The sequence below is a fragment of the Agromyces sp. NPDC060279 genome (assembly GCF_042726785.1).
Lineage (GTDB): Bacteria > Actinomycetota > Actinomycetes > Actinomycetales > Microbacteriaceae > Agromyces.
Window position 1 is genome coordinate 147910 of the sequence record NZ_JBHXBK010000002.1, and the last position, 26893, is coordinate 174802.

23 protein-coding genes are annotated in these 26893 nt (G+C 71.2%); 19 read left to right on the forward strand and 4 right to left on the reverse strand.

Annotated elements, in window-relative coordinates; all coding sequences use genetic code 11:
- Positions 1-17: 17 nt before the first annotated feature.
- From ACFWE1_RS09385 to ACFWE1_RS09400, 4 genes are all read left to right on the forward strand, one after another.
- The gene (locus tag ACFWE1_RS09385; RefSeq protein WP_376933497.1) at positions 18-1223 is read left to right on the forward strand and encodes a 5-(carboxyamino)imidazole ribonucleotide synthase; all 1206 of its coding nucleotides are present in this window, start codon (positions 18-20) and stop codon (positions 1221-1223) included.
- Between the two features lie 11 nt (positions 1224-1234).
- Positions 1235-2470, forward strand: a complete 1236-nt coding sequence (locus tag ACFWE1_RS09390) for an acyltransferase family protein (RefSeq protein ID WP_376933209.1) — start codon at positions 1235-1237, stop codon at positions 2468-2470.
- Between the two features lie 91 nt (positions 2471-2561).
- Positions 2562-3029: a 5-(carboxyamino)imidazole ribonucleotide mutase gene (gene purE / locus ACFWE1_RS09395; protein ID WP_376933498.1), complete on the forward strand. Its 468-nt coding sequence runs from the start codon at positions 2562-2564 to the stop codon at positions 3027-3029.
- Positions 3026-4408 carry an LCP family protein gene (locus ACFWE1_RS09400; RefSeq protein WP_376933210.1) on the forward strand — a complete coding sequence of 461 codons (1383 nt, stop codon included), beginning with the start codon at positions 3026-3028 and terminating at the stop codon, positions 4406-4408. Before purE ends, ACFWE1_RS09400 begins: the two co-directional genes overlap by 4 nt.
- A gap of 70 nt (positions 4409-4478) precedes the next feature.
- On the opposite strand, the gene ACFWE1_RS09405 is transcribed toward ACFWE1_RS09400, so the two are convergent.
- Positions 4479-5621: a glycosyltransferase gene (locus ACFWE1_RS09405; protein WP_376933211.1), complete on the reverse strand. Its 1143-nt coding sequence runs from the start codon at positions 5619-5621 to the stop codon at positions 4479-4481.
- 147 nt (positions 5622-5768) lie between these two features.
- Here ACFWE1_RS09405 and ACFWE1_RS09410 point away from each other — a divergent pair, with 147 nt between their 5' ends.
- From ACFWE1_RS09410 to ACFWE1_RS09430, 5 genes are all read left to right on the forward strand, one after another.
- Positions 5769-6722 carry a glycosyltransferase gene (locus ACFWE1_RS09410; RefSeq protein ID WP_376933212.1) on the forward strand — a complete coding sequence of 318 codons (954 nt, stop codon included), beginning with the start codon at positions 5769-5771 and terminating at the stop codon, positions 6720-6722.
- Entirely contained in the window at positions 6719-7564 is an 846-nt protein-coding gene (locus ACFWE1_RS09415; protein WP_376933213.1) for a glycosyltransferase, read from the forward strand. Before ACFWE1_RS09410 ends, ACFWE1_RS09415 begins: the two co-directional genes overlap by 4 nt.
- Before the next feature lie 116 nt (positions 7565-7680).
- Positions 7681-10038 (forward strand): FG-GAP repeat domain-containing protein, encoded by a 2358-nt coding sequence (locus ACFWE1_RS09420; RefSeq protein ID WP_376933214.1) that lies wholly within the window; start codon positions 7681-7683, stop codon positions 10036-10038.
- Between the two features lie 48 nt (positions 10039-10086).
- Entirely contained in the window at positions 10087-11067 is a 981-nt protein-coding gene (gene galE, locus ACFWE1_RS09425) for a UDP-glucose 4-epimerase GalE (protein ID WP_376933215.1), read from the forward strand.
- Complete coding sequence (locus ACFWE1_RS09430; RefSeq protein WP_376933216.1) at positions 11064-13019, forward strand: DUF6541 family protein; 1956 nt, start codon at positions 11064-11066, stop codon at positions 13017-13019. The genes galE and ACFWE1_RS09430 overlap by 4 nt, the downstream gene beginning before the upstream one ends.
- Positions 13020-13076: 57 nt before the next feature.
- Here ACFWE1_RS09430 and ACFWE1_RS09435 read toward each other — a convergent pair whose 3' ends face one another.
- The 3 genes from ACFWE1_RS09435 to ACFWE1_RS09445 all read right to left on the reverse strand — a co-directional run bounded on the left by ACFWE1_RS09435 (position 13077) and on the right by ACFWE1_RS09445 (position 15306).
- A complete protein-coding gene (locus ACFWE1_RS09435; RefSeq protein ID WP_376933217.1) occupies positions 13077-14102 on the reverse strand; it encodes an acyltransferase in 1026 nt (341 codons plus the stop codon).
- A gap of 62 nt (positions 14103-14164) precedes the next feature.
- Positions 14165-14599 carry a DUF2304 domain-containing protein gene (locus ACFWE1_RS09440; RefSeq protein ID WP_376933499.1) on the reverse strand — a complete coding sequence of 145 codons (435 nt, stop codon included), beginning with the start codon at positions 14597-14599 and terminating at the stop codon, positions 14165-14167.
- 5 nt (positions 14600-14604) lie between these two features.
- Positions 14605-15306: a glycosyltransferase family 2 protein gene (locus tag ACFWE1_RS09445; protein ID WP_376933218.1), complete on the reverse strand. Its 702-nt coding sequence runs from the start codon at positions 15304-15306 to the stop codon at positions 14605-14607.
- 74 nt (positions 15307-15380) lie between these two features.
- Between ACFWE1_RS09445 and ACFWE1_RS09450 the strand changes: the two genes are divergently transcribed.
- The 10 genes from ACFWE1_RS09450 to ACFWE1_RS09495 all read left to right on the forward strand — a co-directional run bounded on the left by ACFWE1_RS09450 (position 15381) and on the right by ACFWE1_RS09495 (position 26881).
- The gene (locus tag ACFWE1_RS09450; protein WP_376933219.1) at positions 15381-15992 is read left to right on the forward strand and encodes an acyltransferase; all 612 of its coding nucleotides are present in this window, start codon (positions 15381-15383) and stop codon (positions 15990-15992) included.
- Complete coding sequence (locus tag ACFWE1_RS09455; protein ID WP_376933220.1) at positions 15989-17089, forward strand: DegT/DnrJ/EryC1/StrS family aminotransferase; 1101 nt, start codon at positions 15989-15991, stop codon at positions 17087-17089. Before ACFWE1_RS09450 ends, ACFWE1_RS09455 begins: the two co-directional genes overlap by 4 nt.
- Complete coding sequence (locus ACFWE1_RS09460) at positions 17089-18078, forward strand: Gfo/Idh/MocA family oxidoreductase (protein WP_376933221.1); 990 nt, start codon at positions 17089-17091, stop codon at positions 18076-18078. Before ACFWE1_RS09455 ends, ACFWE1_RS09460 begins: the two co-directional genes overlap by 1 nt.
- A gap of 16 nt (positions 18079-18094) precedes the next feature.
- On the forward strand, positions 18095-19252 hold the full coding sequence (locus tag ACFWE1_RS09465) for a glycosyltransferase family 4 protein (RefSeq protein WP_376933222.1): 1158 nt from the start codon (positions 18095-18097) through the stop codon (positions 19250-19252).
- Positions 19249-20442, forward strand: a complete 1194-nt coding sequence (locus ACFWE1_RS09470; RefSeq protein ID WP_376933223.1) for a hypothetical protein — start codon at positions 19249-19251, stop codon at positions 20440-20442. The genes ACFWE1_RS09465 and ACFWE1_RS09470 overlap by 4 nt, the downstream gene beginning before the upstream one ends.
- Positions 20443-20513: 71 nt before the next feature.
- Positions 20514-22298, forward strand: coding sequence for an ABC transporter ATP-binding protein (locus tag ACFWE1_RS09475; protein WP_376933224.1), 1785 nt, complete (start codon positions 20514-20516; stop codon positions 22296-22298).
- The gene (locus ACFWE1_RS09480) at positions 22295-23395 is read left to right on the forward strand and encodes a hypothetical protein (RefSeq protein WP_376933225.1); all 1101 of its coding nucleotides are present in this window, start codon (positions 22295-22297) and stop codon (positions 23393-23395) included. Before ACFWE1_RS09475 ends, ACFWE1_RS09480 begins: the two co-directional genes overlap by 4 nt.
- Entirely contained in the window at positions 23392-24528 is a 1137-nt protein-coding gene (locus tag ACFWE1_RS09485) for a glycosyltransferase family 1 protein (RefSeq protein WP_376933226.1), read from the forward strand. Before ACFWE1_RS09480 ends, ACFWE1_RS09485 begins: the two co-directional genes overlap by 4 nt.
- The gene (locus ACFWE1_RS09490) at positions 24525-25655 is read left to right on the forward strand and encodes a glycosyltransferase family 1 protein (protein WP_376933227.1); all 1131 of its coding nucleotides are present in this window, start codon (positions 24525-24527) and stop codon (positions 25653-25655) included. Before ACFWE1_RS09485 ends, ACFWE1_RS09490 begins: the two co-directional genes overlap by 4 nt.
- Positions 25652-26881, forward strand: coding sequence for a glycosyltransferase (locus ACFWE1_RS09495; protein ID WP_376933228.1), 1230 nt, complete (start codon positions 25652-25654; stop codon positions 26879-26881). The genes ACFWE1_RS09490 and ACFWE1_RS09495 overlap by 4 nt, the downstream gene beginning before the upstream one ends.
- The last annotated feature ends 12 nt before the right edge of the window (positions 26882-26893 follow it).

A 26893-nucleotide genomic window follows, 5' to 3' on the forward strand; every position in this document is an offset into this window, starting at 1 on the left:
GCCCGTAGACTGGGGGAATCGGATCCGGCCGTTCGGCCGGGCGGCGACGTTCTCGGGCGTCGCGAGGCGGAGCAGAGGAAGAGGTCGGTCGGGTGCGGGTCGGAGTGATCGGTGGCGGGCAGCTCGCGAGGATGATGATCCCTGCGGCGATCGAGCTCGGCATCGAGCTCCGGGTGCTGGCCGAGGCCGAGGGGATGGCCGCCGAGCTCGCCGCGACCGCGGTGGGCGACTACCTCGACGCCGAGACCGTCCTGGCCTTCGCGCGCGACGTCGACGTCATCACTTTCGATCACGAGCACGTCCCGCAGGACGTGCTGCACGCCCTCGTCGACGCCGGCGTCCCCGTGCGCCCGGGGCCCGATGCGCTCCGCTTCGCTCAGGACAAGCTGCTCATGCGCGAGCGCCTCTCCGAGCTCGGCCTGCCGGTGCCCGACTGGGCGCGCGTCGAGACCGCCGAGGAGCTCGACCGCTTCATCGAGGCGCACGGCGGCGCGGCCGTCGTGAAGACCCCGCGCGGCGGCTACGACGGCAAGGGTGTCCGCGTCGTGCACGGCTCCGCGGAGGTCGCCGAGTGGTTCGCCGCGCTCGCCGAGGACGGCCGCCCCGGTGCCCTGCTCGTCGAGGAGCTCGTGGAGTTCCGCCGCGAGCTCGCGCAGCTCGTGGCCCGACGCCCCTCGGGGGAGCTCGCCGCGTGGCCGGTCGTCGAGACCGTCCAGGTCGGCGGCGTCTGCAGCGAGGTGATCGCGCCGGCCCCGCGCTCGGCGGGTCGCCTCGCCGACGTGGCGGCCGACGTGGCCATCGCGATCGCCGAGGGCCTCGGCGTGACGGGCGTGCTCGCGGTCGAGCTCTTCGAGACGCACGACGACCGGGTGCTCGTGAACGAGCTCGCCATGCGCCCGCACAACAGCGGCCACTGGTCGATGGACGGCGCCACGACCGGGCAGTTCGAGCAGCACCTCCGCGCCGTGCTCGACCTGCCGCTCGGTGGCACCGGCACGCACGACGACTGGTCCGTCATGGTGAATATCCTCGGCGGCCCTGCCGAGGGCTCGCTCGCCGACCGGTACCCCGAGGCGCTCGCCGGTCACCCCACGGTGAAGGTGCACAACTACGGCAAGGCCCCCAGGCCCGGGCGCAAGATCGGGCACGTGACCGCGGTGGGGGCCGATCTCGACGATGTGGTCTACCAGGCCCGAGCCGCCGCGGCGGTGTTCCAGGACTGATGTCCGGCGCGATGACCGCATCGCTGGATTCGACGGCGCTGTCGTCGGCCCGATCCGTCGCGCCCGCCGGCGGGGGAACCGCGACGGGGCGCGGCCGCTTCCTCGCGCTCGACGGGCTGCGGGGCCTCGCCGCGCTCGTCGTGCTCATCCACCACGCGCTGCTGCTGAACCCCTCGATCTCCTCCCTCTACGTCGAGGGCGGCTCCGCACCCGAACCCGGCACCGCCCTCTGGTGGCTGACGTACAGTCCCCTCAAGCTCACCAACGCCGGCCACGAGGCCGTGACCGTGTTCTTCGTGCTGAGCGGCTTCGTGCTCACGCTGCCGGTGCTGCGCGGCGGCTTCGACTGGGTCTCGTACTTCCCGCGGCGGGTCGTGCGCCTCGGGCTGCCCGTCGCGGGCGCCGTCGCCTTCTCCGCGTTCCTCATCGCCGTCGTCCCGCGGCCGTCGGTCGAGCGGTTCTCGCCGTGGGTCGAGGAGCGCACCGCGAAGGAGCTCGACTGGCACCTCGTGCTGAACGCGCTGAACCTCTTCAACGGCTCCTACGACCTGGACAACCCGCTGTGGTCGATCCAGTGGGAGATGATCTTCTCCGTCACGCTCCCGGTCTTCGTGGTGCTCGCGCTCGCGCTCGCGCTGCGGCGCTGGTGGCCGCTCGGGCTCCTCGCGGCTCTCGCGGGCGTCTGGATCGGCTCGGAGACCGGCACCGGCGCACTCGAGTACCTGCCGGTCTTCCTCGTCGGCGTGATCCTCGCGGCGAAGCTCGAGCTGCTCGAACGGGCGTCCGCGACGATCAATCGCTCCCGCTGGGCGCCGCTCGCCTGGACGGGCTTGTTCGTCCTCGGGCTCGTGCTCCTGGTGCTGCGATGGGAGCTCGGCGCCTTCGGCTCGATCGCGCCGATCGCGGCGCCGCTGAAGGTCGTCGTCGTGGTCGGCGCCGTCCTGCTCGTCTTCTGCTGCCTCGGCTCGCGCGGGGCGGCCCGACCGCTCGGCTCCCGCCCGGTGCAGTTCCTCGCCCGCATCTCGTTCAGCCTGTACCTCGTGCACGTCCCGGTGATCGTGGCGCTGCGCTTCGCGCTGCCGGAGCTGCCCGCGCACTGGATCATGGCGCTCGGCATCCCGCTCTCGTTGCTCGTCGGCACGGTCTTCTACCGGATCGTGGAGGCGCCGTCGCATCGGGCGTCCGGCTGGGTGGGCCGTCGCGCCTCGGCGCTGACCGCGAGCCTCGGCTCGCGTACCCGGGGCTGACGCGCGGCGTCGTTGCGGGCATCTCCCAGCCCTCGCCCCTACACTCGTTCGAGTGACTGAGACCTCCCCTGCTCCGCTCGTCGGCGTCGTCATGGGTTCCGACTCCGATTGGAACGTCATGCGCGAGGCGTCGGAGCTGCTCGACGAGTTCGGCATCCCGCACGAGGTCGAGGTCGTCTCGGCCCATCGCACGCCCGAGAAGATGATCGCCTACGGCAAGCAGGCCGCGGGCCGCGGGCTCAAGGTCATCATCGCCGGGGCCGGGGGAGCGGCGCATCTGCCCGGCATGCTCGCCTCCGTCACGACGCTGCCCGTCGTCGGCGTCCCGGTGCCCCTGTCCCGCCTCGACGGGCTCGACTCGCTGCTCTCCATCGTCCAGATGCCGGCCGGCGTGCCGGTCGCCACGGTCTCGATCGGCGGGGCGAAGAACGCCGGGCTCATCGCGGCCAAGATCCTCGCGACCGCCGACCCGACGCTGAGCGAGGCGCTCGGCGCCTACGCGACGGCGCTCGCCGAGCTCGTCGAGGAGAAGAACGAGCGGCTGAAGCAGTCCCGATGAGCCTCGCCGCCAGCCCGATCCGCTACCCGGACGTCGCGTCGCGCCCGTTGATGACGAAGCGCGGCTGGTGGCTCGTCGCGCTCAACTTCCTGATCCCCGGCTCGCCGCAGGTACTCGCCGGCAATCGGCGGCTCGGCCGCTTCGGGCTCGGCGCCACGCTCGTGCTGTGGCTGCTGCTGCTCGCGGCGATCGTGTCGTGGTTCCTCTGGCCGACCGCCGTCTTCAGCGCGGTCTCGATGTCGTGGTCGCTCTGGAGCATCGCGGCGGTGCTCGTCTTCTACGCGGTGCTCTGGGTCATCCTGACCTTCGACACGCTGCGCATCGTCCGGCTCGTGAAGACCGCGCCCTCGGCCCGCGCCTGGATCGCCGGCCTCACCACCGTGCTGATGGTCGTGCTCTCCGGCGGCGCCTCGTACGGCGCGTACCTCGCCTTCACCGCGAGCGGGTTCCTGAACTCCGTGTTCATCGCGGGCCCCACCGAGCCGCCGGACGAGAACGGCCGCTACAACATCCTGCTGCTCGGCGGCGACTCCGGCCCCGACCGCGAGGGCCTGCGCCCCGACAGCATGTCGGTCGTGTCGGTCGACGCCGACACCGGCCAGGCCGTGATCATCGGCCTGCCCCGAGATCTCGAGGACGTGCCCTTCCCAGAGGACTCGCCGCTCGCCCAGGTGTACCCCGACGGGTACGGGGCGATCGACGGCTGCGAGGTCGACGTCTGCCTGCTGAACTCGATCTACACCGAGGTCGAGCTGAAGAGCCCCGAGATGTACCCCGACGCGGTCTCGCGCGGCAGCGAGCCCGGCATCGAGGGCATGCGTGACGCGGCCGAGGGCGTGACGGGCCTCGACATCCAGTACTACGTGCTCATCGACATGCAGGGCTTCGAGCAGCTCATCAACGCGCTCGGCGGGGTCGACATCAACGTCGAGACCCGCATCCCCATCGGCGGCGACGAGGACAACGACGGCGTCGACGGCTGGATCGAGCCGGGCCAGCAGCACCTCGACGGGTATCACGCGCTCTGGTACGGGCGCGCGCGCTACGGCGTGGCCGGCGGCGACTACGAGCGGATGGCCCGGCAGCGCGTGCTGCAGGAGGCGATCCTGCACCAGTTCACCCCGGGCAACGTGCTCGCGAAGTTCCAGGACGTCGCCTCCGCCGGGGCCGACACGGTGAAGACCGACATCCCGCAGTCCATGCTCGGCTACTTCGCGAACCTCGCGATGAAGACGAAGGAGCTGCCGATCGGCCAGCTCGAACTGGTGCCGGACAACGGCGTCGACCCCATGGACCCCGACTTCGAGCAGATCCGCGCCATGATCGACGAGGCGCTGTTCCCGCCGAGCCCGGACCCGACGGCGGAACCGGCGGAGTAGCACCGCCCGCATCGCGGTCGTGGCGGTGGCGCCGGCGGGCCCGCGAGGGAGGCGTGCTCGTGCGGCCGGCTCAGAGGTCCGCGTGCAGCTGCCAGACCCGCTCGCCGGCGTCCTGCCAGCTGAACGCCCGCGCGCGGTCGGCCGCCGTGATGGCGAGGCGTGCGGCGAGTTCGCGGTCCTCGGCGACGCGCGTGATCGCCGCGGCGAGCCGATCGGCGAAGCCCTCCGAGCCGCCGACGCCGACGGCGACGGACAGTCCCGCCCCCGCGGCGATCTCCTGGTGCGCCGGGGCGTCGGAGTGGATGACCGGGACGCCGAGGCTGAACGCCTCGATCAGCCAGGTGCCGCTCGCCTCGTCGTGTGCGGGGGCGACGACGGCCGTGGCCCGGGCGATGACCACCGCGAGGTCGGCGGCTTCGAGCTCGTCGAGGCGGTGCAGTCGCCCGGCCGCGAGGCCGTGCTCCTCCGCGACGGTCACGAGGTGCTGGTCGCCCCAGCTCTCCGGCCCGAGCACGACGAGTGGGAGCTCGGGGACCCCGGTGCGGCCGAGCGCGGCGAGCACGTCGACGAGGCCCTTGCGGGGCTCGAGGGTGCCCTGTACGAGCAGGTACTCCGCGGGCAGCCCGAGCCGCTCGGCGCGCGCGTCGGCGTCGGGCCCCAGTACCAGGCCGGTGCGCGGCGCGGTGCCGATGACGCGCAGCCGATCGCCGAAGTCGACGATCATCGACAGCCGCTCGGCGAGCGCGTGCGTCGGCACGACGACCGCGTCGGCGTGCTTGCGCGCCCGCTTCAGCATGCCCTTCTGCCAGGCGACCGCGGTCGAGCTGAGCGCTTCGGGGTTCGTCCAGGCGAGCACGTCGTGGACGGTGACGACCGTCTGATCGCCCGTGCCGCGCTCGTGCTTGCGGAGCGGCGCGAACAGCCCGGGGGCGTGGATCATGCCGCCGCCCGGCGACGTCGTCAGTCCGAGCTGCCACGCGGCCGCGAGCTCGCGCCTCGCGAGGCTGGTCTTGTAGAGGTCCGCGAGCCCGGGCAGCGTCTCGAGCACGCGCGCGTAGTCGTCTTCTGGAGAGGAGGAGACGATGCCCTCCACTGCGCAGCCCTCCGGCGCGGTGCGGATGATCGCCCGGCTCAGCTCCTCCGTGTACCGCCCGAGCGCGCCCGGCACGGGAGCGACGAGCTGATCGACGACGACACGCAGCGTGATCGGCATCCGGCTTCCTCCTCGCGGCGCCCCCCTGGCGCTCGTACGAATCTACCGGTCCCAGACTGCGAATCCGGCGTGCGTCCGCCGGGGCGGGCGCGGCCCGTCGCGGGACGTCGGGCAGAATAGACAGGACCGAGAGCGAGACCCCGACACATGACCGTATCCAGTGCGCCGCCGCGCGTCGTCGCCGTCGTCGTCGCCTACAACCGCCGCGACCTGCTCGTCGAGGTGCTCGAGGCGCTGTCGGCCCAGGAGACCCCGCTCGCGAAGGTCGTCGTCGTCGACAACGCCTCCACCGACGACTCCGCGGCCGTGGCACTGGCGCACGGCGAGCTCGTCGATCTCGTGCGGCTCGAGCGCAACACCGGCGGCGCCGGCGGCTTCGCCGCGGGCATGGCCGTGGCGCTCGACGAGCACGCGCCCGACTGGCTCTGGCTCATGGACGACGACACGGTCCCGACGCCGAGCGCGCTCCGGGAGCTGCTCGGCGCGGTCGACGGCTCGGAGTACGTCGTCGCGGGCTCGCGCGTCGTCTGGACGGACGGCACCGACCACCCGATGAACACGCCGCGGCAGAACCCCTTCGCCGGCGGCGCCGAGCGCCGCGCCGCGGCGGAGCACGGCGGCCTCGCCATCCGCAGCACCTCCTTCGTCTCGATGCTCGTCCGCGCCGACGTCGTGCGGGCGATCGGTCTGCCCATCGCGGACTACTTCATCTGGAACGACGATTTCGAGTACTCGACGCGCGCCCTCCGCGGGCGGCGCGGCCTGCACGTGCCGGCCTCGGTGGTCGTGCACAAGACCAAGGTGCTCGGCGCCTCGGACGCCGATCCGGGCCCCCGCTTCTACTACGAGGTGCGCAACAAGCTGTGGATGCTGCGCCGCTCGGCCAGCCTCTCCCCGGTCGAGAAGGCCGTCTACGGGGCGTCGAGCGTGCGGCGGTGGCTCCGTACCTTCCTGCGCTCGGGCGACCGCGCCGTCCTCCGCGACGGCTGGCGGCGCGGCTACCGCGACGGCACGCGCACCCGGCCGCGCCCGAACCGCATGTCCCTCGCCGGGCTCGGCCGGGCGAGCGCGGCGATCGAGCGCCTGGAGCCGGACTCGTGAGCTCGCCCTTCTCGCTGCTGCTTCCGGTGTACCGGGGCGACGACGCCGCCCACTTCCTGAAGGCCGTCGCGTCGAGCACCGCCGAGCAGACCGTTCGCCCGGCGCAGCTCGTGCTGGTGCAGGACGGCCCGGTGGGCGAGGAGCTCGCCGCGGCGATCGAGCGGGCGGCGGCGCAGAGCCCGGTGCCCGTCACCAGGCACGTCTTCGACGAGAACGTCGGGCTCGCCACGGCCCTCGAGCACGGGCTCACCCTCTGTGCCCACGACATCGTGGCGCGGATGGACGCCGACGACATCTCCCTGCCCGAGCGCTTCGCCAAGCAGCTGCCCGTCATCGAGGCCGGGGCCGACCTCGTCGGCACCGGCATGTTCGAGTTCCTCGACGACGACGGCTCGATCGTCGCCCGGCGCACCCCGCGCACCGGGCACGAGGAGATCTCCCGCTACGCCCGGTTCCACGATCCGTTCAGCCACCCGACGGTGATGTACCGGCGCTCCGCGGTCGCGCGGGCGGGCGGCTACCGGCCGCTCGGGCTGATGGAGGACTACTGGCTGTTCGCGCGGATGATCCACGCGGGAGCCCGGGTGGAGAACCTCGTCGACCCCCTCGTCATGTACCGCGTCGGCGCCGGGGCGTACGCCCGGCGCGGCGGACGCGCGCAGTGGCGCAGCGAGCTCGCCCTGCAGCGCGCGCTCCGGTCGATCGGGTTCACGACGCGCTGGGAGTACCTGCGCAACGTCGCCGTGCGCGGCGCGTACCGCTTCGTCCCCGAGCCGGTGCGGAAGATCGCCTACCGGCGGCTCATCGCGAACGGGGGAGCGGCGGGCGCGTCGACGGGCTGACGGGATTCCTGCCTCCGCCTCGCGCCACACCGATGCGAAAGCATCGGTGACCCCCGTCCTTCCGTAGCATGAGGGGGCCGCGGTCCCCCCTACCCGCGGCGTTCGGGGGTTTTACCGTGAGACGACGACTTCGCCAGCTGACCGTGGGCCTGCTGGCCGCGATCATCGTGGCGTCGGGGCTGACGATCGCGCCGGCGACCGTCGCCCCCGATACCAGCGCGAGCGCCGCCGACGGTTCGAAGTTCGACCCCGGCATGATCATCAGCGACGCGGTCTTCTACGACAGCAAGACCATGACGGCCGCGCAGATCCAGAGCTTCCTGAACGCTCGGGTGCCGAATTGCCGCAGCGGCTACGTCTGCCTCAAGGACTACCGGCAGAACACGACGAACCAGCCGGCCCGCTCCGAGGGCTGCGCCGCCTACGCGGGCAGAGCGAACGAGACGGCGGCGCAGATCATCTCGAAGGTGGCCACCGCCTGCGGCATCAACCCGCGCGCGCTCATCGTGCTGCTCGAGAAGGAGCAGGGCCTCGTGAGCGACGAATGGCCCACCACCCGGCAGTACCGCTCGGCGACGGGCTACGGCTGCCCGGACACGGCGGACTGCGACGCGAACTACTACGGCTTCTTCAACCAGGTCTACCACGCCTCATGGCAGTTCAAGAAGTACCGGGCGAACCCCGGCATCCGGCAGTACCAGGCCGGGCGGAACAACACGATCCAATGGCACCCGAACGCGTCCTGCGGCTCCTCGACCGTCTACATCAAGAACCAGGCCACGGCCGGGCTGTACATCTACACCCCCTACCGCCCGAACGCCGCCGCGCTGCGGAACGTCTACGGCACCGGCGACGCCTGCTCGAGCTACGGCAACCGGAACTTCTGGCGGATGTTCACCGACTGGTTCGGCTCCACGAGCACGCCGGCCGAGGTCGACGTCGAGACGAACGAGATCCCGCTCGTCTACGGAGTCGATGCCGCGGGTGATCTGTGGATGTACCCGGGTTCGGGGGCCGGCGGCTGGCGGCAGAACACCAAGATCGGCAAGGGGTGGTCCTCCTTCAAGCACGTCATCGGCGCCGGGGACCTGAACGGCGACGGCAACCGTGACGTGCTCGCCGTGGACGCCGCCGGCACGCTCTGGATCTACCCGATGAACGGCAAGGGCAAGTTCCTGGATCGCATCAAGGTGGGCGACGGCTACGGCGACGTCACCGCGATCGTCGACGCCGGGGACTTCAACTCCGACGGCACGCCCGACTTCTTCAGCCGGCTGCCGAACGGCGAGCTGCGCTTGCATGCCGGGAACGGCCTCGGTCAGTTCGCCCCGCCGAAGCGCGTGGGAACCGGCTGGACCGGCATGACCGCGTTGATCGGCGGGATCGACTTCGACGGCGACGGCCGCACCGATCTCCTCGCGCGGACCGCCGGCGGAGAACTGCGGATCTACCCGGGCAACGGCCGCAGCGGCTGGGGCGCCCAGCGCGTGATCGGGCGCGGCTGGACCGGCATGACCGCGATGCTCACCCCAGGGGACTTCGACGGTGACGGGAACGCGGATGTGCTGGCCCGGGACGGGGGTGGCGCCCTGTGGCTCTATCCCGGGAACGGCGCCGGAGGCTGGAAAGCCGCCAAGAAGGTCGGCTCCGGCTGGAACGCGATGAAGATCATCGCCGGTCCCGGTGGTGAGGCGAGCGCGCGCTTCGTGCCGTTCGGCGGTATGGGCGACCTCTCGGGGGACGGTCCGGCCGACATCCTGGCGCGGCGGGCGAGCGACGGTCAGACGTTCGTCTACGGCGGGAACGGGCGAGGCGGATTCGTCACGAGTGCCGCCCTGCCCGTGAAGTGGGGCCGCGTCACCGCGCTCGTCGGTGCCGGGGATCTCGATCGAGACGGTCTTCGTGACTTGCTGCTCCGAGACGAGAACGGAGTGCTCTGGCGGTATCCGGCGAACGGCTCGGGCGGGTTCCGGGACCGCATCCAGATCGGCAGCGGCTGGAACGGCTTCACGGCGATCGTCGGCGGCTCCGACTTCTCCGGCGACGGCTACCTCGATCTCGTCGCACGGAACGCCGCCGGCGAGCTCTGGATCTACCGGGGCGACGGTCGCGGCAACTTCCCGTCGAAGGCGATGATCGGCAGCGGGTGGGGATCGATGTCCTGGATCATGGCGCCCGGCGATTTCGACGGCGATGGCAAACCCGACCTCCTGGCGGTCCTGCCGAGCGGTGAGCTGCGGCTCTACCGCGGCAATGGCGCCGGCGGGTTCTCGAGCGTGGCGGTCATCGGCAGCGGGTGGCAGTCGATGACCTGGGTCGCGACCCCGGGCGACTTCGACGGCGACGGCATCCCGGATGTCGTCGCGCGCAACGCCGCCGGCGAGCTGATCCTCTACCCGGGGAACGGGCGGGGCGGTTGGAAGTCCTCGAGCAAGATCGGTTCCGGCTGGAACGGGATGGATCTGATCGGATGACCACGTCTCGCGGGAGCCGCTCAGAAGGGGCGAAGTAAGCTGTCAGCCGTGTCCACCCTCATCACCGGCGGCGCCGGCTACATCGGCGCGCATGTGCTTCGACTTCTTCAGGAACGCGGCGACCGCGTGGTCGTCGTCGACGACCTCTCCAGCGGTGACGAATCCCGCGCGTCGGGAGCGACCGTCGTGCGCATCGATCTCGCCTCGGACGGCGCCCGGGGAGCCCTGTCCCGGGTGATGGCGGAGCACGGTGTGGACCGCATCGTGCATTTCGCCGCGCGGAAGCAGGTCGGTGAATCCGTGGCGCACCCCGAGGTGTACTACCGCGACAACATCGCGAGCCTGGCTGCGGTGCTCGGCGCTTCGGCGGACGTCGGCGTCCACCGGTTCGTCTTCTCCTCCTCCGCCGCGGTGTACGGCACGCCGGCCTCGTCACCGGTCTCGGAAGACGCCGCCACGAACCCCATCAACCCATATGGGGAGACGAAGCTCGCGGGTGAGTGGCTCGTGCGCGGCGCGGCAGCCGCACACGGCCTGGACGCCGTGAGCCTCAGGTACTTCAACGTGGCCGGCGCCGGGTGGGACGATCTCGGCGACCCGTCGCCGCTCAACCTGGTCACCATCGCGATCGACCGGATCCGGCGCGGGCTGCCGCCCATCATCCTGGGCGACGACTACGACACGGTCGACGGCACCGGCGTCCGCGACTACATCCACGTGCTCGACCTGGCCGAGGCGCACCTGGCCGCGCTCGACGGCCTCGGCACGAACCCCGGCAGGGCCCGCGTGTACAACGTCGGGACCGGCCGCGGAGCGAGCGTCCGCGAGGTCCTCGATCGGCTCGAACTCGCCGCCGGCAGCGGTCTGACTCCGCTCGTGGAGCCGCGCCGCGCGGGAGACCCGGCCGAGGTCGTGGCGAATCCGGCGCTGATCGAGGCTGAGCTGGGATGGCGAGCGTCTCGCGGCCTCGATGAAATGGTCGATTCGGCCTGGCGCGCGAGCGAGCATCGCGCCGCAGCCGCCCGATGAGCTGGGCGCAGTTCCTGCTGCCGTTGGCAGTCGCCGCGGCCGTCCTCTTCGTGCCGGGCCTGTTGGTCGCGGCGGCGGCGGGCGCGAGGCGGCTGCTGCTCTGGGCGATCGCACCGGCCATCTCGGTGGCGATGCTCTCGGTCATCGCCATCGTCTACGGGCGGGCGGGCATCCGTTGGAGCCCGCTCGCGGTCGCTGGGGGCGTCATTGCCGTCGCGGTGGTGGTCGGCGTCGCGCGGCTCCTCGCTCGTCGTCGATTCCCCCTTCGGGCCGAACAGCGGACGGGCACCACGTCCTGGTGGACGATCGGCGGACTCGCCATCGCCGCCGCGATCATCGGTACGCAGCTCGTCATCGGCATCCAAGCCCCCGACCGCATCTCGCAGACGTTCGACGCGTTCTTCCATCTGAACGGCATCCGGTACATCCTGGAGACCGGGAGCGCCTCCTCCTTCGATCTGCAGGGCCTCGTGCTTCCTGCTGGGCAGCACGCCTTCTACCCGGCCGGATGGCATGCCGCAGCCTCGCTCGTCGCCGCGGCGGGTGTAGACATCCCGGTCGCCGTGAACGCCGTGAGCTTCGTCATCGCGGCGCTCGTGTGGCCGGCCGGCGTGCTGTATCTCGTCCGTTCGCTGATGCCCGCGCGCCGCGGCGCGGCGCTCGTCGCCGGGGTGCTCGCCGCGGCCTTCCCCGCCTTCCCCTTGCTGATGCTGACCTTCGGCGTGCTCTACCCGTACTGTCTCGCACTCGCGATGCTGCCAGCGGCGCTGGGGCTCGGCTTCACCCTGGGGCAGGCGCCGGCGTGGCGGGGGAACGCCTTGGTGCTTCGGAGCGCGCTGCTCGCGCTCGCGCTCCTGGGCATCGCCTTCGCGCAGTCCTCGGTCGCGTTCGCGTGGGCCGCGCTCGTACTGCCGCTCGCGCTCTGGCGTGCGGTGCCGTTCGCGCGGCGACTCAGCGGCGCACGGCGTGCGCTCGCCTGGGCGGGCCTCGTCGTCGTGGTGCTCGCGTTCGGCGCGGCGTGGATCTGGTTCGGCCGCATCGGTGCGACGACGCCGTGGGTCGCCTACACGAACCTGCTGGGGGCGCTCGGCGAGGCGCTGTTCCACGGCTTCAAGTTCACGTTCCCCTCCATCGTCGCCACCGTGCTCGCGCTCATCGGCGTCATCGACCTCATCCGTCGACGCGAGAAGCTGTGGTTCGTCGTCTCCTGGGCGGTCACGATCGTGCTGTTCACGGTCGCCGCGGGCGGCCCCTCGTGGCGGCTCCGCGCGTGGTTCGCCGGGCTCTTCTACCGGGACCCGCCGCGCCTCAGCGCCCTCCTCGTCATGATCGCCGTGCCGATGGCGGTCTTCGGCGCGATGGCACTGTGGCGCCTCGTGCGACGGTTCCTCGACTCCCGGTCGGCCGCGCCGCGCCGCGCCGCGGTCGTCCTCGCAGCTGCGGCGCTCGCGGTGCTGACGGCGGCGACCCAGCTGAGTCCCGCGATGTGGTCGCAGCTCGCACTCACGGAGCGTGCGTACACCAACGCCGAGGACGCGCCGATCCTCTCCCAGAGCGAGCGCACCCTCATCGAACGGATGCCCGAGCATGTGCCCGCTGACGCGGTCGTCGCGGGCAACCCGTGGACCGGGGCGCCGTTCGCCTACGCGCTCACCGGCATCCACATGCTGAACCCGCACTTCAACTCCTACGTCTCCCCGCAGGCCCCGCTGATCAACGAGCACTTGAACGAGGCACTCGACGACCCGGCGGTCTGCGAGGCCGTTCGGGAGGCGGGCGTCTCATACGTGCTCGACTTCGGCGGCTACTTCAAGGACGCGGGCGAGACCGGTCTCGAGATCGACGGGACCACGCCGTTCCGGGGGCTGCGGGACCTCGCGGAGGCCGGCGTCGCCGAGGAGGTCGACCGGGAGGGCGACTCCGTGCTGTACCGGATCACGGCCTGCGGCTGATCATCGGGCCGCCCGCCGCGGTGCGGCGCGTGCGGCGTCCGGGTAGGCGGTGCGGCCCTAGAAGATGCGCCGCAGCAGCGGGACCTTCAGCGCGCCGATCGTGATCGCGAATGACGCCACGGTCACGATGACGAACAGCAGCACCGTCTGCCCGAGCGACGTGCCGCTCGTGAACGCCGGGAAGAGCGCGCGGAGGATCGCGAGCACGAGCAGGTGTACCAAGAAGACGCCGAATGCGGCGTTCGACAGCACGACGATGGCCCGGCGCGCCCGGTCGCCGAATCGCACGCGGTCGAGCGTTCCGATGACGAAGACGAAGACCGCGAGGCTCATGGCGGTCACGATCGGCGCGTAGTAGCTGACCGGTGAGAGCGCGTTGAGGACGCCGAACGACGCCGGCGAGGCGTACTGGAGCACCGTGTACGCGATGCTCCCGAGCGCGAGCACACCGGCGACCGCCACGAGCCAAGCGGGCAGCCGCCGCAGACTGAGCGCGTAGCCTGCGGCGAAGTAGCCGAGGTACGGCACCCAGAAGGTCAGCAGGGTCACGGCGAACGGCCGAGGCATCCCGGCGGCCGCCGTCAGCGGTGGGACCGCGAAGACGAGCACGCACCACGCGACGGCGATCGTCGCGAACACCGCCGGGCGGTGCGGTGAGCCTTGGTTGACGAAGCCGCTGATGATCGGGGCGACGAGGTACAGCCCGAGGATGATCCAGAAGAAGTAGAGCTGCGTGTAGACCTTGCCGTCGATGACGAGGAGCGCGAACTCTCGCAGGGACGGCCGCTCCGACTGGAGCCACAGTCGGACGACGAGGAAGTAGATCAGGTGCCAGGCGATCAGAGCCGGGACCAGCCGCAGCGCCCGTTTGCGGTAGAACGCGCCGAGGCCGTCGGCGAGCGCCGAGGGCAGGAGTACGAGGGCCCCCGACAGCATGACGAACACCGGCACCGCCCAGACGAAGCCGAGGTCGAGGACGATGGCCACGAACCGTTGCCAGGTGCCCGCGTTCTCGGGATTCGTCACCACCAGGCTGAACGTGTGGATGGCCACCACCCCGACGATCGAGACGACACGGAGCACGTCGAGGCTGAGCCTCCGGCCGGCGGTGGGGGCCGGGGGAGGCGGTGCTGCTGACTCAGCCGTCACTCGCCGGAGCCCGGCTGGGGGCCGGGGGCCTCGGCGTCCGCCTCGATGGCGTCCACGGCGTCCTCGGCCACGCTGCGGGCCCCCTCGGCTTCGCTGCGGGCATCCTCGGCCTCGGCGCGGGCGAGGGCGATCTGCCGGGCGAGCAGCGTGATCCGTCGGTTCATCTGCACGTTTCGCCGGTAGGTGGTCGCGACGAAGACGAGGAAGGCGAGGATGAGCGCGTACAGCATCAGATCGGCGCCGCGGCCGACGCCGATCAGATTCGCGATCCAGCTCAGCCACTGCGGGAACAGGATCGAGAGGATCGCCACGAGCACGAAGGCGGCCATGAAGAGTCGGCGGAGGGCGAGGTGGTTGTCACCGCCCGTGGGCCGGGCGAGGAAGAGGCCGATGAGGATGACCCCGACGACGAGGAGGATCTGGATCCACATGCCGCTCACCTCACCAGCAGATCGACGAGGATGTTGACCGAGTTCAAGAGGGACTGCCCCTTCGCCTTCGAGTAGTCCGTGTACAGCACCTCGACGGGGAACTCGCGCCACGGCAGCTTCGTGCGGCCGAGCTTCAGCACGATCTCGGAGGCGTGCGCCATCCGATCCTGTTCGAGGTGGATCTGCGCGGCGGCGTCGGTGCGGATGACGCGCAAGCCGTTGTGCGCGTCCGTGAGCTGGAGGCCCGTCGTTTTGTTCGTGACCCAGACCGCGGTCTTCAGCACGATGCGCTTCAGCACGCCGGGGTTGGTGCGGTCGTCGAGGAAGCGTGAGCCGAAGACGATCGCCACGTCGTCGTGCTTCGCGAGGTCGAGCATGAGCATCGCGTCCTCGATGCGGTGCTGCCCGTCGGCGTCGAAGGTCACGATGTAGCGTGCCCCCGGCTGATTCACGGCATATTCGAAGCCGGTCTGCAACGCGGCCCCCTGGCCGAGGTTCACGGGGTGCCGGATGATGCGGGCGCCGGCCGCCGAGGCCGCGGCGATCGAGGCATCCGTGCTGCCGTCGTCGACGCAGACGACGTGCTCGAAGTGGGCACGGAGTTCGTCGACGACCCGGCCGATGACGGTCTCCTCGTTGTAGAGGGGGATCACGATCCACGTGTCGTCGGAATGCCGCCGGGGGTCATCCAGGGCGGAACTGTCCATCAGGCCATTGTTGCAGAAGGCGCTAGGCTATCCGCGCAGCCGAGGCTGCTTCGATCGGCACGAGGAGCCCAGCATTGTCCACACCTTCGAGCGTCCGCATCGTCGACTCCGCAGACGTCTCGCCCGACGCCGCCATCGGTGACGGCAGCTCGGTCTGGCACCTCGCGCAGGTGCGCGAGCAGGCGGTGCTCGGCGAGAACTGCGTGATCGGCCGCGGCGCCTACATCGGCACCGGTGTCCGCCTCGGCGACAACTGCAAGGTGCAGAACTACGCGCTCGTCTACGAGCCCGCCGTTCTCGCGGACGGGGTCTTCATCGGGCCCGCGGTGGTGCTGACGAACGACACCTACCCGCGCGCGGTGAACCCCGACGGCTCGCTGAAGAGCGCCCACGATTGGGAGCCGGTCGGGGTGACCATCCGCGAGGGTGCGGCCGTCGGCGCCCGGGCGGTGTGCGTCGCTCCGGTTACCATCGGTGCATGGTCCACGATCGCCGCCGGCGCGGTCGTGACGAAGGACGTCCCCGACTTCGCGCTGATGGCGGGCGTGCCCGCTCGGCGCATCGGCTGGGTCGGCCGTGCCGGACACCGGCTCGTCGCGGATGGCGACGGCTGGCGCTGCCCGGAGACCGGCACCCGATACATCGAGACCGACGGAGTCTTGAGAGAGATGAGTGAGAACGTATGACTGAGTCGTTCATCCCGCCCGCGAAGCCGATCATCGGCGACGAGGAGCGTGCGGCCGTCGACCGCGTCCTGCAGTCCGGCATGGTCGCGCAGGGTCCCGAGGTCGCCGCCTTCGAGCGGGAGTTCGCCGAGGTGCTCGTCGACGGCCGCGAATCGGTCGCGGTGAACTCCGGCACCTCCGGCCTCCACCTCGGGCTGCTCGCCGCCGGGATCGGTCCGGGCGACGAGGTGATCGTCCCGTCGTTCACCTTCGCGGCGACCGCCAACTCGGTGGCGCTCACCGGGGCGACTCCCGTCTTCGCCGACATCGAGCCCGAGCAGTTCACCCTCGACCCGGCTTCGGTCGAGGCCGCAGTGACCGAGCGCACCGCGGCGATCATGCCCGTGCACCTCTACGGCCACCCGGCGCACATGACCGAGCTGCAGGCCGTGGCCGACCGGCACGGGCTCGCGCTCTTCGAAGACGCCGCACAGGCGCACGGCGCCTCGCTCGGCGGGCGCAAGGTCGGCACCTTCGGCCGCTTCGCCATGTTCAGCCTCTACCCGACGAAGAACATGACGAGCGGCGAGGGCGGGATGGTCACGTGTGAGACCGCCGAGCTCGTGCGCAACGTGAAGCTCCTGCGCAACCAGGGCATGGAGGCGCAGTACCAGAACGAGGTCGTCGGCTTCAACGCGCGCATGACGGACATCCACGCCGCCATCGGCCGGGTGCAGCTCACGAAGGTCGGCGCATGGACCGAGGCCCGACAGGCGAACGCGGCCATCCTCGACCGCGAGCTGCGCGGCGTGGTCGTCCCCCCGGTCGCCGACGGCGCGGTGCACGTCTACCACCAGTACACGGTGCGCGTGCCCGAGGACCGCGACGGCTTCGTCGCGGCCCTGAAGAACGAGCACCAGGTGGGCAGCGGCGTCTACTACCCCGTGCCGAATCACCGGCTGGCCTCCCTCACGAAGTACGCGCCCGGCCTGCACCTGGAGCAGACCGAGCGCGCCGCCGCCGAGGTCGTCTCGCTGCCCGTGCACCCCTCGCTCAGCGCCCGCGACCTCGAGCGCATCATCGAGGCCGTGAACGCCGTCGCCGGAGCCGGCGCCTGATGGCCGGCACCCTGCGGGCCGGCCTCATCGGCGTGGGCATGATGGGGCGCCACCACGCCCGAGTGCTCCGCGAGCTCCCCGGCGTCGAGCTCGTCGCCATCGCCGACCCCGGCGGCGACCCGCACGGCGTCGCGGGCGAGCTCGAAGTGCTGCCCGACGTGGAGTCGATGATCGCCGTCGGGCTCGACCTCGCCGTCGTCGCCATTCCGACCCGCTTCCACTACGACGCCGCCATGAAGCTCGCGGAAGCCGGCGTGCACACGCTCGTCGAGAAGCCGATCGCGCAGACCGTCGAGCAGGGCCGGGAGATGACCGCGGCCTTCGCCGAGCGCGGCCTCGTCGGCGCCGTCGGCCACATCGAGCGCTTCAACCCCGCCCTGCAGGAGATGCGCAAGCGCATCGCCGCCGGCGACCTCGGCGAGGTCTACCAGGTGGCCACCCGTCGCCAGGGCCCCTTCCCGGCGCGGATCGCGGACGTCGGCGTGGTGAAGGACCTCGGCTCGCACGACATCGATCTCACCGCCTGGGTGGCGCAGAGCGAGTACGCCTCCATCTCCGGCCGCACGCTGCACAAGAGCGGCCGCGAGTATGAGGACATGGTGCTGGCCACGGGCATGCTCCGCAGCGGTGTCCTCGTGAACCACATCGTAAACTGGCTGAGCCCCATGAAGGAGCGGGTCACCATCGTCACCGGCGAGCTCGGCGCCCTCGTCGCCGACACTTCGACCGGCGATCTCACCCTGTTCCGGAACGGCACCGTGCCCACCGAGTGGGAAGCGGTCTCCGCCTTCCGCGGGGTGAGCGAGGGCGACATGATCCGCTTCGCGTTCCCCAAGCGGGAGCCGCTGCGCGTCGAGCACGAGGCGTTCCGCGACGCAGTGCTCGGCGAGCGCCAGGAGGTCGTCACGATGGAAGAGGGCCTGCGCACGCTCGAAGTCGTCGAGGGCGTCATCGCCTCGGCCGCGACGGGCGCGGTCGTCGAGTTCTGAGTCCGGCGGTCCGCTGATGCGCGTCACGATCACCAGTCGGATCTTCGCCCCGGAACCGGCGGCGGCGGCGTATCGCCTCTCCGCCTTGGCGACCGCGCTCGCCGATGCCGGGCACGAGGTGACGGTGCTGACGACGCGGACGCCCGCGGCCCTCGGGCGAGCCGAGGCCGCCCGGGTGCGTGGATCCGGTCGCGTGCGCGTCCGCCGGGCGCCGGTGCTGCGCGACGCGGCAGGGCAGGTGCGCGGGTACGTGCCGTACCTCTCCTTCGATGTGCCCCTCTTCTTCCGGTTGCTGTTTGCCCCGCGGGCGGACCGGATCGTGACCGAGCCGCCGCCCACCACGGGCTTCGTCGTCCGGCTCGCCGCAGCGCTTCGGCGCACGCCGTACGTGTACTACGCGGCCGACGTCTGGTCGGACGCCGCGGAGTCGACCGGCGCGCCTCGACCCGTCGTGCGCTTCGTCCGCTGGCTCGAGCGTCGCGCCCTGCGAGGCGCAGCGGAGGTCATCGCCGTGACCGACGGGGTCGCGGAGCGGGTGCGCGAGCTGGGCGGGCACGACCGGGTGGCGCTCGTGCCGAACGGCGTCGACACCGAGATCTTCACCCCGGACGGGCCCCGGCTCTCCGGCCCGCCCACGGCGGTGTACGCCGGCACCACCTCCGAATGGCAGGGCGCCGATGTGTTCGTCCGGGCGATGCCGGCGGTGCTCGCCGCAATTCCGGACGCCCGACTCGTCTTCGTCGGGCAGGGCAGCGCGCGGGCCGAGCTCGAGCGGCTCGCGTCCGGCCTCGCTCGTGAGGCGATCGAGTTCCGCGACCCCGTGCCGGCGGCCGAGGCCGCGACCGCGCTGCGCTCGGCCCGGGTCGGGCTCGTCAGCCTGCAGCCGGGCATCGGCTACGACTTCGCCGTGCCGACGAAGCTCTTCGCGGCCGCCGCATGCGGGACGCCCGTGCTGTTCGCCGGGACGGGAGCCTCGGTGGCGGTCATCGAGTCGGGCGGGATCGGGCGCGCGGTCGACCACGACGTCGCCGACGTCGCGGGCGCGCTCATGGCGGCGCTCGCGAGCGAGCCCTCGCCGCTCGAGCGCCGGCGCACCGCGGAGTGGGTCCGCCAGCACGCTTCCATCGCCGCGACCGGCGCGAAGGCGGCGCTGATCGTCGAGCGCGCGCAATGATCGGCTCGCTCCGCGCGGCCGCGAACCGTCTGGCCGGCCGGCTGCCTCCGCTCGTCGCGGACCGGGTGCTGCCCGGGCGTCGCCGGCGCATCAAAGCCGAGGGGACGACGCAGGTCGCTCGAGCTCGTCACCGCCTGTTCATCGGCCCGGTCAACTCGGCGGGACAGGGCTACGCCTGGGCGCGCGCCGCCGAGCGTCTCCCGGACGTCGCGGCGGCCGACTTCATGTATCGCAATGCGCACGATCCCTTCGCATTCCCGGCCGACCACGCCGTCCCGACGACGTTCTTCGTCGCGAGCGCGGGGTGGCAGCGCGATCAGCGCCGCGCCGTGGCACGGCGCTTCAGCCACGTGCTGCTGGAGTCCGGACGTCATCTCTTCGGCACTGAGGGCGGCGTGCTCGAGCAGATCGAGTGGCTTCAGGACCGCGGGGTCCGCGTCGCGCTGCTCTGGCACGGCAGCGACATCCGGCTGCCGAGCGGGCACGCCCGTCTGGAGCCCGATTCGCCCTTCCACGGTGGCGCCTACCACGAGACCGAGCGACTGGAAGAGATCGCGACCAGGAACCGCCGGCTGGTCGCCGAGAGCGGGGTGCCCAGTTTCGTCTCCACGCCGGATCTGCTGGAGTTCGTCCCGGACGCCACGTGGCTGCCGGTCGTCGTCGAACTCGACCGGTGGCGTGCTGCCGCACCGGATGCGCCGCTCGCGCGGCGCCGTCCCGTCGTCGTCCACGCGCCGAGCAACGCCGGACTGAAGGGCAGCGAGCTCATCGCACCGACGCTCGCGCGCCTGCACGAGGAAGGCGTGGTGGACTACCGTCCCGTGTCCGGTGTGCCGTCCGCCGAGATGCCCGCGATCTTCGGGGCCGCCGACATCGTGCTCGATCAGTTCTCGCTCGGCATCTCCGGTGTCGCGACGTGCGAGGCGCTCGCCGCCGGGCGCGTGGTCGTGAGCCATGTGGGGGACGGCGCCCGCGCGCACATCCGTCGCGCGAGCGGACTCGAGCTGCCGGTCGTCGAAGCGAGGGCGCACGAGCTCGAGGCGACGCTGCGCGAGATCGTGCGGGAGCGCGAGCGGTTCGCGTCCATCGCGGCCGACGGGCCCGTCTTCGTCGAGGCGCTCCACGACGGCCGCCGCTCGGCGGCGGCCCTCGCCCCGTTCCTCGGCGTGAGCCCGTCGCCGGTCCGTTGAGCCGACCGCCAGCATCCGCATGGGAGACTACTGATCATGCCGATTGACCGTCCGAGTGGAGCATCCGACGCATGAAACTCGTGTGGCGCACGTTCCGTGATCTCCTGCCCTGGCTCCCGGGCAACGCCCAGTCCTACCTGTGGCGCTACGTCGTCATCTCCTGCCTGCTGGCCGTGCTCGACATCGCGGCGATCATGCTGCTCGCGCTGAGCCTCGCCCCGATGCTCTCCGGCGCGTCGATGACCTTCCCCGTGATCGGGACGATCGGTCCGGACCAGTACATCTGGATCGTGAGCGCGGTCGCCGGGCTGATCCTCGCCAAATCGATCCTCGCCATGGTGCAGCAGTGGTTCGCCACCCGCCGCTTCGCAGGCTTCGAGCTGGAGATCGGGCGACGGCTCTTCGACGCCTACATCAAGGCTCCGTGGACGCACCGGATCGCCCGCAACACCGCGGAGATCGTGCGCATCGCCGACGTCGGCATCGCGAACGCGACGAGCGGCTTCCTGCTGCCGATCATCCAGCTGCCTGCGCTCGTCGTGAGCTTCGTCACGATCCTGCTCATCATCGTCGTCGCCCAGCCGCTCATGGCGCTCATCACCGTGGTGTACCTCGGCGGCATCATGGCGCTCCTGTACTGGGTGGTCTCGGGCAAGTCGGTGCAGGCGGGACGCGTCTCCCGCGACTACTCGTTCCGCGTCGCCACCCTGATGACCGAGATGATGCAGGCGCTGAAGGAGATCACCCTCCGCGACAAGACGGGGGAGGTCGCCGACGTCGTGCAGCGCAACCGGGTCCACAGCACCCGCGCCCGGGCCAACATGAACTTCCTCAGCTCGCTCCCCGTGTTCGTGCTGAACGCGGCGCTCGTCGGCGGGTTCATCCTCGTCGGCGGCATCGGCTTCGCCACCGGCGGCCTGGAGGCGGCGCTCGCCTCGGTCGCGCTCTTCGCCGTCGCCGGCTTCCGTCTGATCCCGTCGCTGACCGGGTTCCAGGGCATCGTCACGACCACGACGGCGAACGTCCCCCACGTGCAGGCCGTCATCTTCGACATCAAGACCTCGCAGCTCTACATCGACGTCGCCGAGAAACTCGGCCGCGAGCCGATCGAGGGCACCCCGCGAATGCTCCGGCTCCAGGGGGTGAGCTACGGATACCCCGGGCACGAGGACACCCCGGCGGTGCACGACATCGACCTCGAGGTCCCGATGGGCAGCTCGCTCGCACTCGTCGGGACCTCCGGGGCGGGCAAGTCGACGATGATCGACATCCTGCTCGGTCTGCTCGTGCCGCAGGTCGGCTCGATCACACTCGACGGCGTCGAGCTCGAACGCGTCCTCGCCGCCTGGCGTTCACGTGTGGGCTACGTGCCGCAGGACGTCGCGCTGTTCGACGGCACGGTCGCGCAGAACGTCGCGCTCGCGTGGGACGATGACGAGATCGACTTCGACAAGGTGCGCGAATCGCTCGAGCGGGCGCAGCTCTGGCAGACGATTGAGGCGCGCACCGGCGGAATGCGTGGCAAGATCGGCGAGCGCGGCATGTCGCTCTCGGGCGGTCAGCGCCAGCGGCTCGGAATCGCCCGCGCGTTGTACAGCGATCCTCTCGTGCTCGTCCTCGACGAAGCGACGAGCGCCCTCGACACGAAGACCGAGTCGCTCGTCACTGCCGCGATCCGGGGGCTCAAGGGCGAAGTCACCATCGTCTCGGTCGCCCACCGCCTGTCGACCATCCGGGACAGCGATGTGATCTGCTTCATGCAGGACGGCACGATCGCCGCCCGCGGCACTTTCGAAGAACTCGTGGCGACGGTGCCGAACTTCGCCGAGCAGGCGCAGCTGTCGGGACTCGCATGAGCGGTCCGCTCGTCGAGCTGGTCATCGCCTGCCACGATGCGCGGCGACCGATCGAACGCGCCGTCGCCTCCGTGTTCCAGGACGCGGACGTCCGCGAGCTGGTGCGGGTCACCGTCGTCGCGCACGGCCTCGAAGCAGAACTGCTCACCGACCGACTCGCCGGGGTCGTCGGGGACTGGCGCGTCGTCCCGTTCGTCGACGGTGTCCGCAGCGCGGCCGGTCCGTACAATCACGGCCTCGCGCAGGTGACTGCCGATTACTGCGGCGTGATGGGCTCGGACGACTTCCTCGAACCCGGGGCGATGCGTTCCTGGATCGCGCACGTTCGCGAAGCGCGTCCGGCGGCCGCGATCGCGAGAATCCGGCTGCAGGGGCAGGGCGTCATGCCGAACCCGCTGGTGCGGCTCGGCCGCCGCGACCGGCTCGATGCGGCGAAGGACCGCCTGTTCTACCGCACGGCGCCGCTCGGTCTCGTCGAGACGGCGGAGATGCGCCGCCTCGGCCTGCACATGACCGAGGGGCTCCGCGTGGGCGAGGACTTCGAGTTCGGCATCCGACTGTGGGCCCTCGGGCGCCGCGTCGACTTCCTCGGCGGCTCGCCCTGCTACGTCATCGGCACGGATGCCGCCGAGCGCACCACCTACGGTGCGATGTCGCTGCGGGAGTGGATGGCTCCGGTGACGGGGTTGCTCGAGCGCGGTGTGCCCGCCGAACTCACCCCGGCGCACCGTCGCTCGCTCGCGATCAAACTCGTGCGGATCAGCGTGCTCGGCGGGGCGCAGGCGCGTCGGACGCCGGCCGATTGGCTGGAGGGTGACGACGACGTGCGCTTCCTCGCCGAGGTGCTGCGGGATCTTCTCGCGCTCGCCCCGCGAGTGCGCTCACCCTTCGACCGGCGGGATCGCCGGATCCTCGACGGCCTGCTGGCGGAGCCGACCACCGCACGGGTCACGGCGGATGTCGCGGCGTCGGCCGGGGCCGGCCGACGTGAGCGCTGGCTCACGAAGAACCCGCTGCTGAGCCTCGGTCGCGAAACCACCCTTCGGCGCTACCTGCTCTATTACCTCAAGCGCGAACGAAAGGCCCCGATCACATGACCGGCCGACCGACGATGCTCATCCTGTCCTACTCGCCGATCGCTCGCGACGCGCGGGTGCTGAAGCAGGTGGCTCGCTTCACCCAGGACTTCGACGTCACCACGTGCGGCTACGGCCCCGCTCCCGCCGGGGTCGTGGAGCACATCTCGATCCCCGACGATCAGCGCTACAACGACCTCGACGGCAAACTGATCACGCTGAAGCGCTACCGCAAGGCGTATTGGCGGTTGTCCGCCGTGCGCTGGTCACGCGAACACCTCCGCGGTCGCAGGTTCGACGTCGCGATCGCGAACGACGTCGAGGCGGTGCCGGTCGCGGTCAAGCTGAAGCCCAGGCACGGAGTGCTCGCGGACCTCCACGAGTACAGCCCTCGACTGCACGACGACCACCAGAAGTGGTTCGAACGAATCACCCCGTGGTTCGAGTGGGTCGTGCGCCGCTACGTCACCAAGGCGACCTCGTGGTCCACCGTCAGCCGCGGGATCGTCGAGGAGTACGAGCGCCAGTTCGGCTTCCACGCCGAACTCGTCACCAACGCCGCGCCGTACCACGAGCTCCAGCCCACCCCGGTCGGGCGACCCATCCGACTCGTCCACAGCGGCGCATGCCTTCGGAATCGCCAGCTGCATCTCATGGCGGAAGCCGTCGCCACCGCCCAGAACGACGTCACGCTCGATTTCTACCTGACGGCGAATCACCCGGACTACCTCGAGCAGTTGAAGGAGTTCGCAGCGACCACCGACCGCGTCCGGGTGCTCGATCCTGTGCCGTACTCGGAGCTCATCCGCACCCTCAACGACTACGACGTCGGCGTGTTCGTGCTGCCCCCGATCACCTTCAACTACCGCTACGCCCTGCCCAACAAGCTCTTCGATTTCATCCAGGCCAGGCTCGGCCTCGTCATCGGTCCGTCGGCGGAGATGCAGTACTACGTCGATCACTACGGGCTCGGGCTCGTCGCTGAGGACTTCACCGTCGAGGCCATGCGCGGGGCGATCGAACAACTGACCGTCGAGTCCGTCACGGCGTACAAGGCGAACGCGCACGCGCGCGCCGCGGAAGTCGACGGCGACCTCGAGGTGGACAAATGGGCGCGCCTGATCGACGAGCAGATGCGGGGCATCCGGCGGTGACGCGGGAACGGGTGCTGCTGATCTCCTTCTCGCCGATCGCCGCTGATGCGCGCGTGCTGAAGCAGGTGCGCCGGTTCGCCGACGAGTATGAGCTCTTCACCCTCGGCTACGGCCCGGCGCCCGACGGCGTGGCGGGGCACTTCCAGGTGCCCGACGAGTTCCCGGTCTGGCGTTACGACCGCCGGGCGGTCGCGCTCCGGCGGTACGAGCGCGCCTACTGGTCGAACGCAGCCATCGCCTGGTCGGTGCGGGCGCTGCAGGGCAGCCGGTGGGACGCGGTGCTCGCGAACGACGTCGACGCCGTCGGGCTCGCGCTCTCGCTCGACGTCCGCGCAGGCGTCCACGCGGACCTGCACGAGTACGCGCCGCGGCAGAAGGAGGATCTCCTGCGTTGGCGGCTCTTCGTCGGCCCCTTCATCAGCTGGATGTGCCGACGGTTCGTCACCCGGGCGGCCTCGGTCACGACGGTCGGGCAGGGAATCGCCGAGGAGTATGCGGCCAAGTACGGCATCACGGCGCGAGTCGTCACGAACGCCGCGCCCTACTCAGCACTCGTTCCCGGCGAGGTGCAGCGCCCGATCCGGCTGGTGCACTCCGGGGCCGCGCTGCGCGACCGCAACATCTCGGCGATCCTCGACGCCGTCGAGGCGACGAGCGCGCCGGTCGAGCTCGCGCTCTACCTCACCCCGAACGATCCCGGCTTCCTCGCGGAGCTCCGGTCGCGAGCGGAGCGCAGCGGCCGGATCACCCTGCACGACCCCGTCCCGTACGACGAGCTCTCCCGCACGCTGAACGCGCACGACGTCGGCATCCACATCCTGCCGCCGGTGAACTTCAACAATCGCTGGGCGCTGCCGAACAAGTTCTTCGACTACGTGCAGGCGCGCCTCGGGGTGATCATCGGGCCGTCTCCGGAGATGGCGCGAGTGCTCGAACAGCACGGCTTCGGCGCGGTCGCCGCAGGCTTCTCCGCCGGGGACCTGGCCGGCGTGCTCGATCGGCTGGATCCGGCGACCGTGACCGGATGGAAGCGCGCCGCCGACGCGGCGGCACCCGCGCTCTCGAGCGAGGCGCAGGTCGAGATCTGGGCGGACGCATTGTCGAGCCTGCTGGATGCGCCGCGATGAGCCGGCTGCTGCTCTTCACGAACGACTTCCCCTATCGCACGGGAGACGCGGTGTTCGTCGGCAAGGAGATCGACGCGCTCGCCGCAGCCTTCGACGACGTCGTGGTCTTCTGCCACGCCAGGGACACCTCGGCCGGGCTCGTCGAGCTCCCGGCGAACGTCCGGCTCGGCGGGAACCTGTTCGACCCGGCTCCCGAGGATCGACCACGTGCGCTGCTCAGCCCGCGGAACCTCGCCGATCTCGCGTCGGCGGCCTGGCGCGAACTCATGGCCGGCCGCCTCGTCCGGCACCTGCGTCTGTTCCTCATGGGTGCGCGCGTCGGGCTCACGCAGGCGAACCGGCGCGCGGTGCGTGAAGCCGTCTCGGGCGACCCCGACACCGTCGCCTACGCGTTCTGGGGCATGGGCGGCGGGCTCGGGCTCGCCTGGCTCCGCGGCGTGCGCGCCCGCGCGGTGCGGCTGCACCGCTACGACCTCTACGAGGAGCTCGCGCCGGGCGGCTATCTGCCGTTCCGACCGTGGCTGTTCCGTCGCGCCGACCGGGTGCTCGCGATCTCCGACGACGCCGCCGACTACCTGCACCGCCGGTACCGGAGCGGCCGGCTCGACGCGAAGACCGTCGTCAGCCGGCTCGGTGTGTTCGGCCCGGAGACGTTGGAGCGGCCGGCGCCAGGTCGGGAGCGGTTGCTCGTCTCCTGCTCCTCGGTCACGCCCGTGAAGCGGGTCGACCTGCTGCTCGAGGCGGTGCGCTCGCTCCCCGGCGTCAGCGAGGAGACCCCGCTGCGGTGGGTGCATTTCGGGGACGGCCCGCTCATGCCCGAGCTCCGAGCGGCGGCTGCGGCCTCCCGGCCGGGGCTGTCGATCGAGCTGCGCGGGCAGACGGCCAACGAGGAGCTCCTCGCGTTCTATCGGACGAACCGCGTCGACGCCTTCGTGAACGTGAGTTCGAGTGAGGGCATCCCGGTGAGCATCATGGAGGCCATCGCGCACGATATCCCGGTGGTCGCGACGGCGGTCGGCGGAACTCCGGAGATCGTCGGCAGTGCGCTCGGCACGGGCGAGCTGGTGGACGCGGATGCCTCGCCGGTGCGCATCGCCGAGGCGATCGAGACGGTCGTCGGCGCGCCCGCGGGCCGGTACGCGCCCCGAGCGCGGTGGCGCCGGGACTACGACGCCACGATCACCGGGGCGCGCGCCGCCGAACTCGTCCGGTCACTGCTCGACTGAGCCGCCAGCACG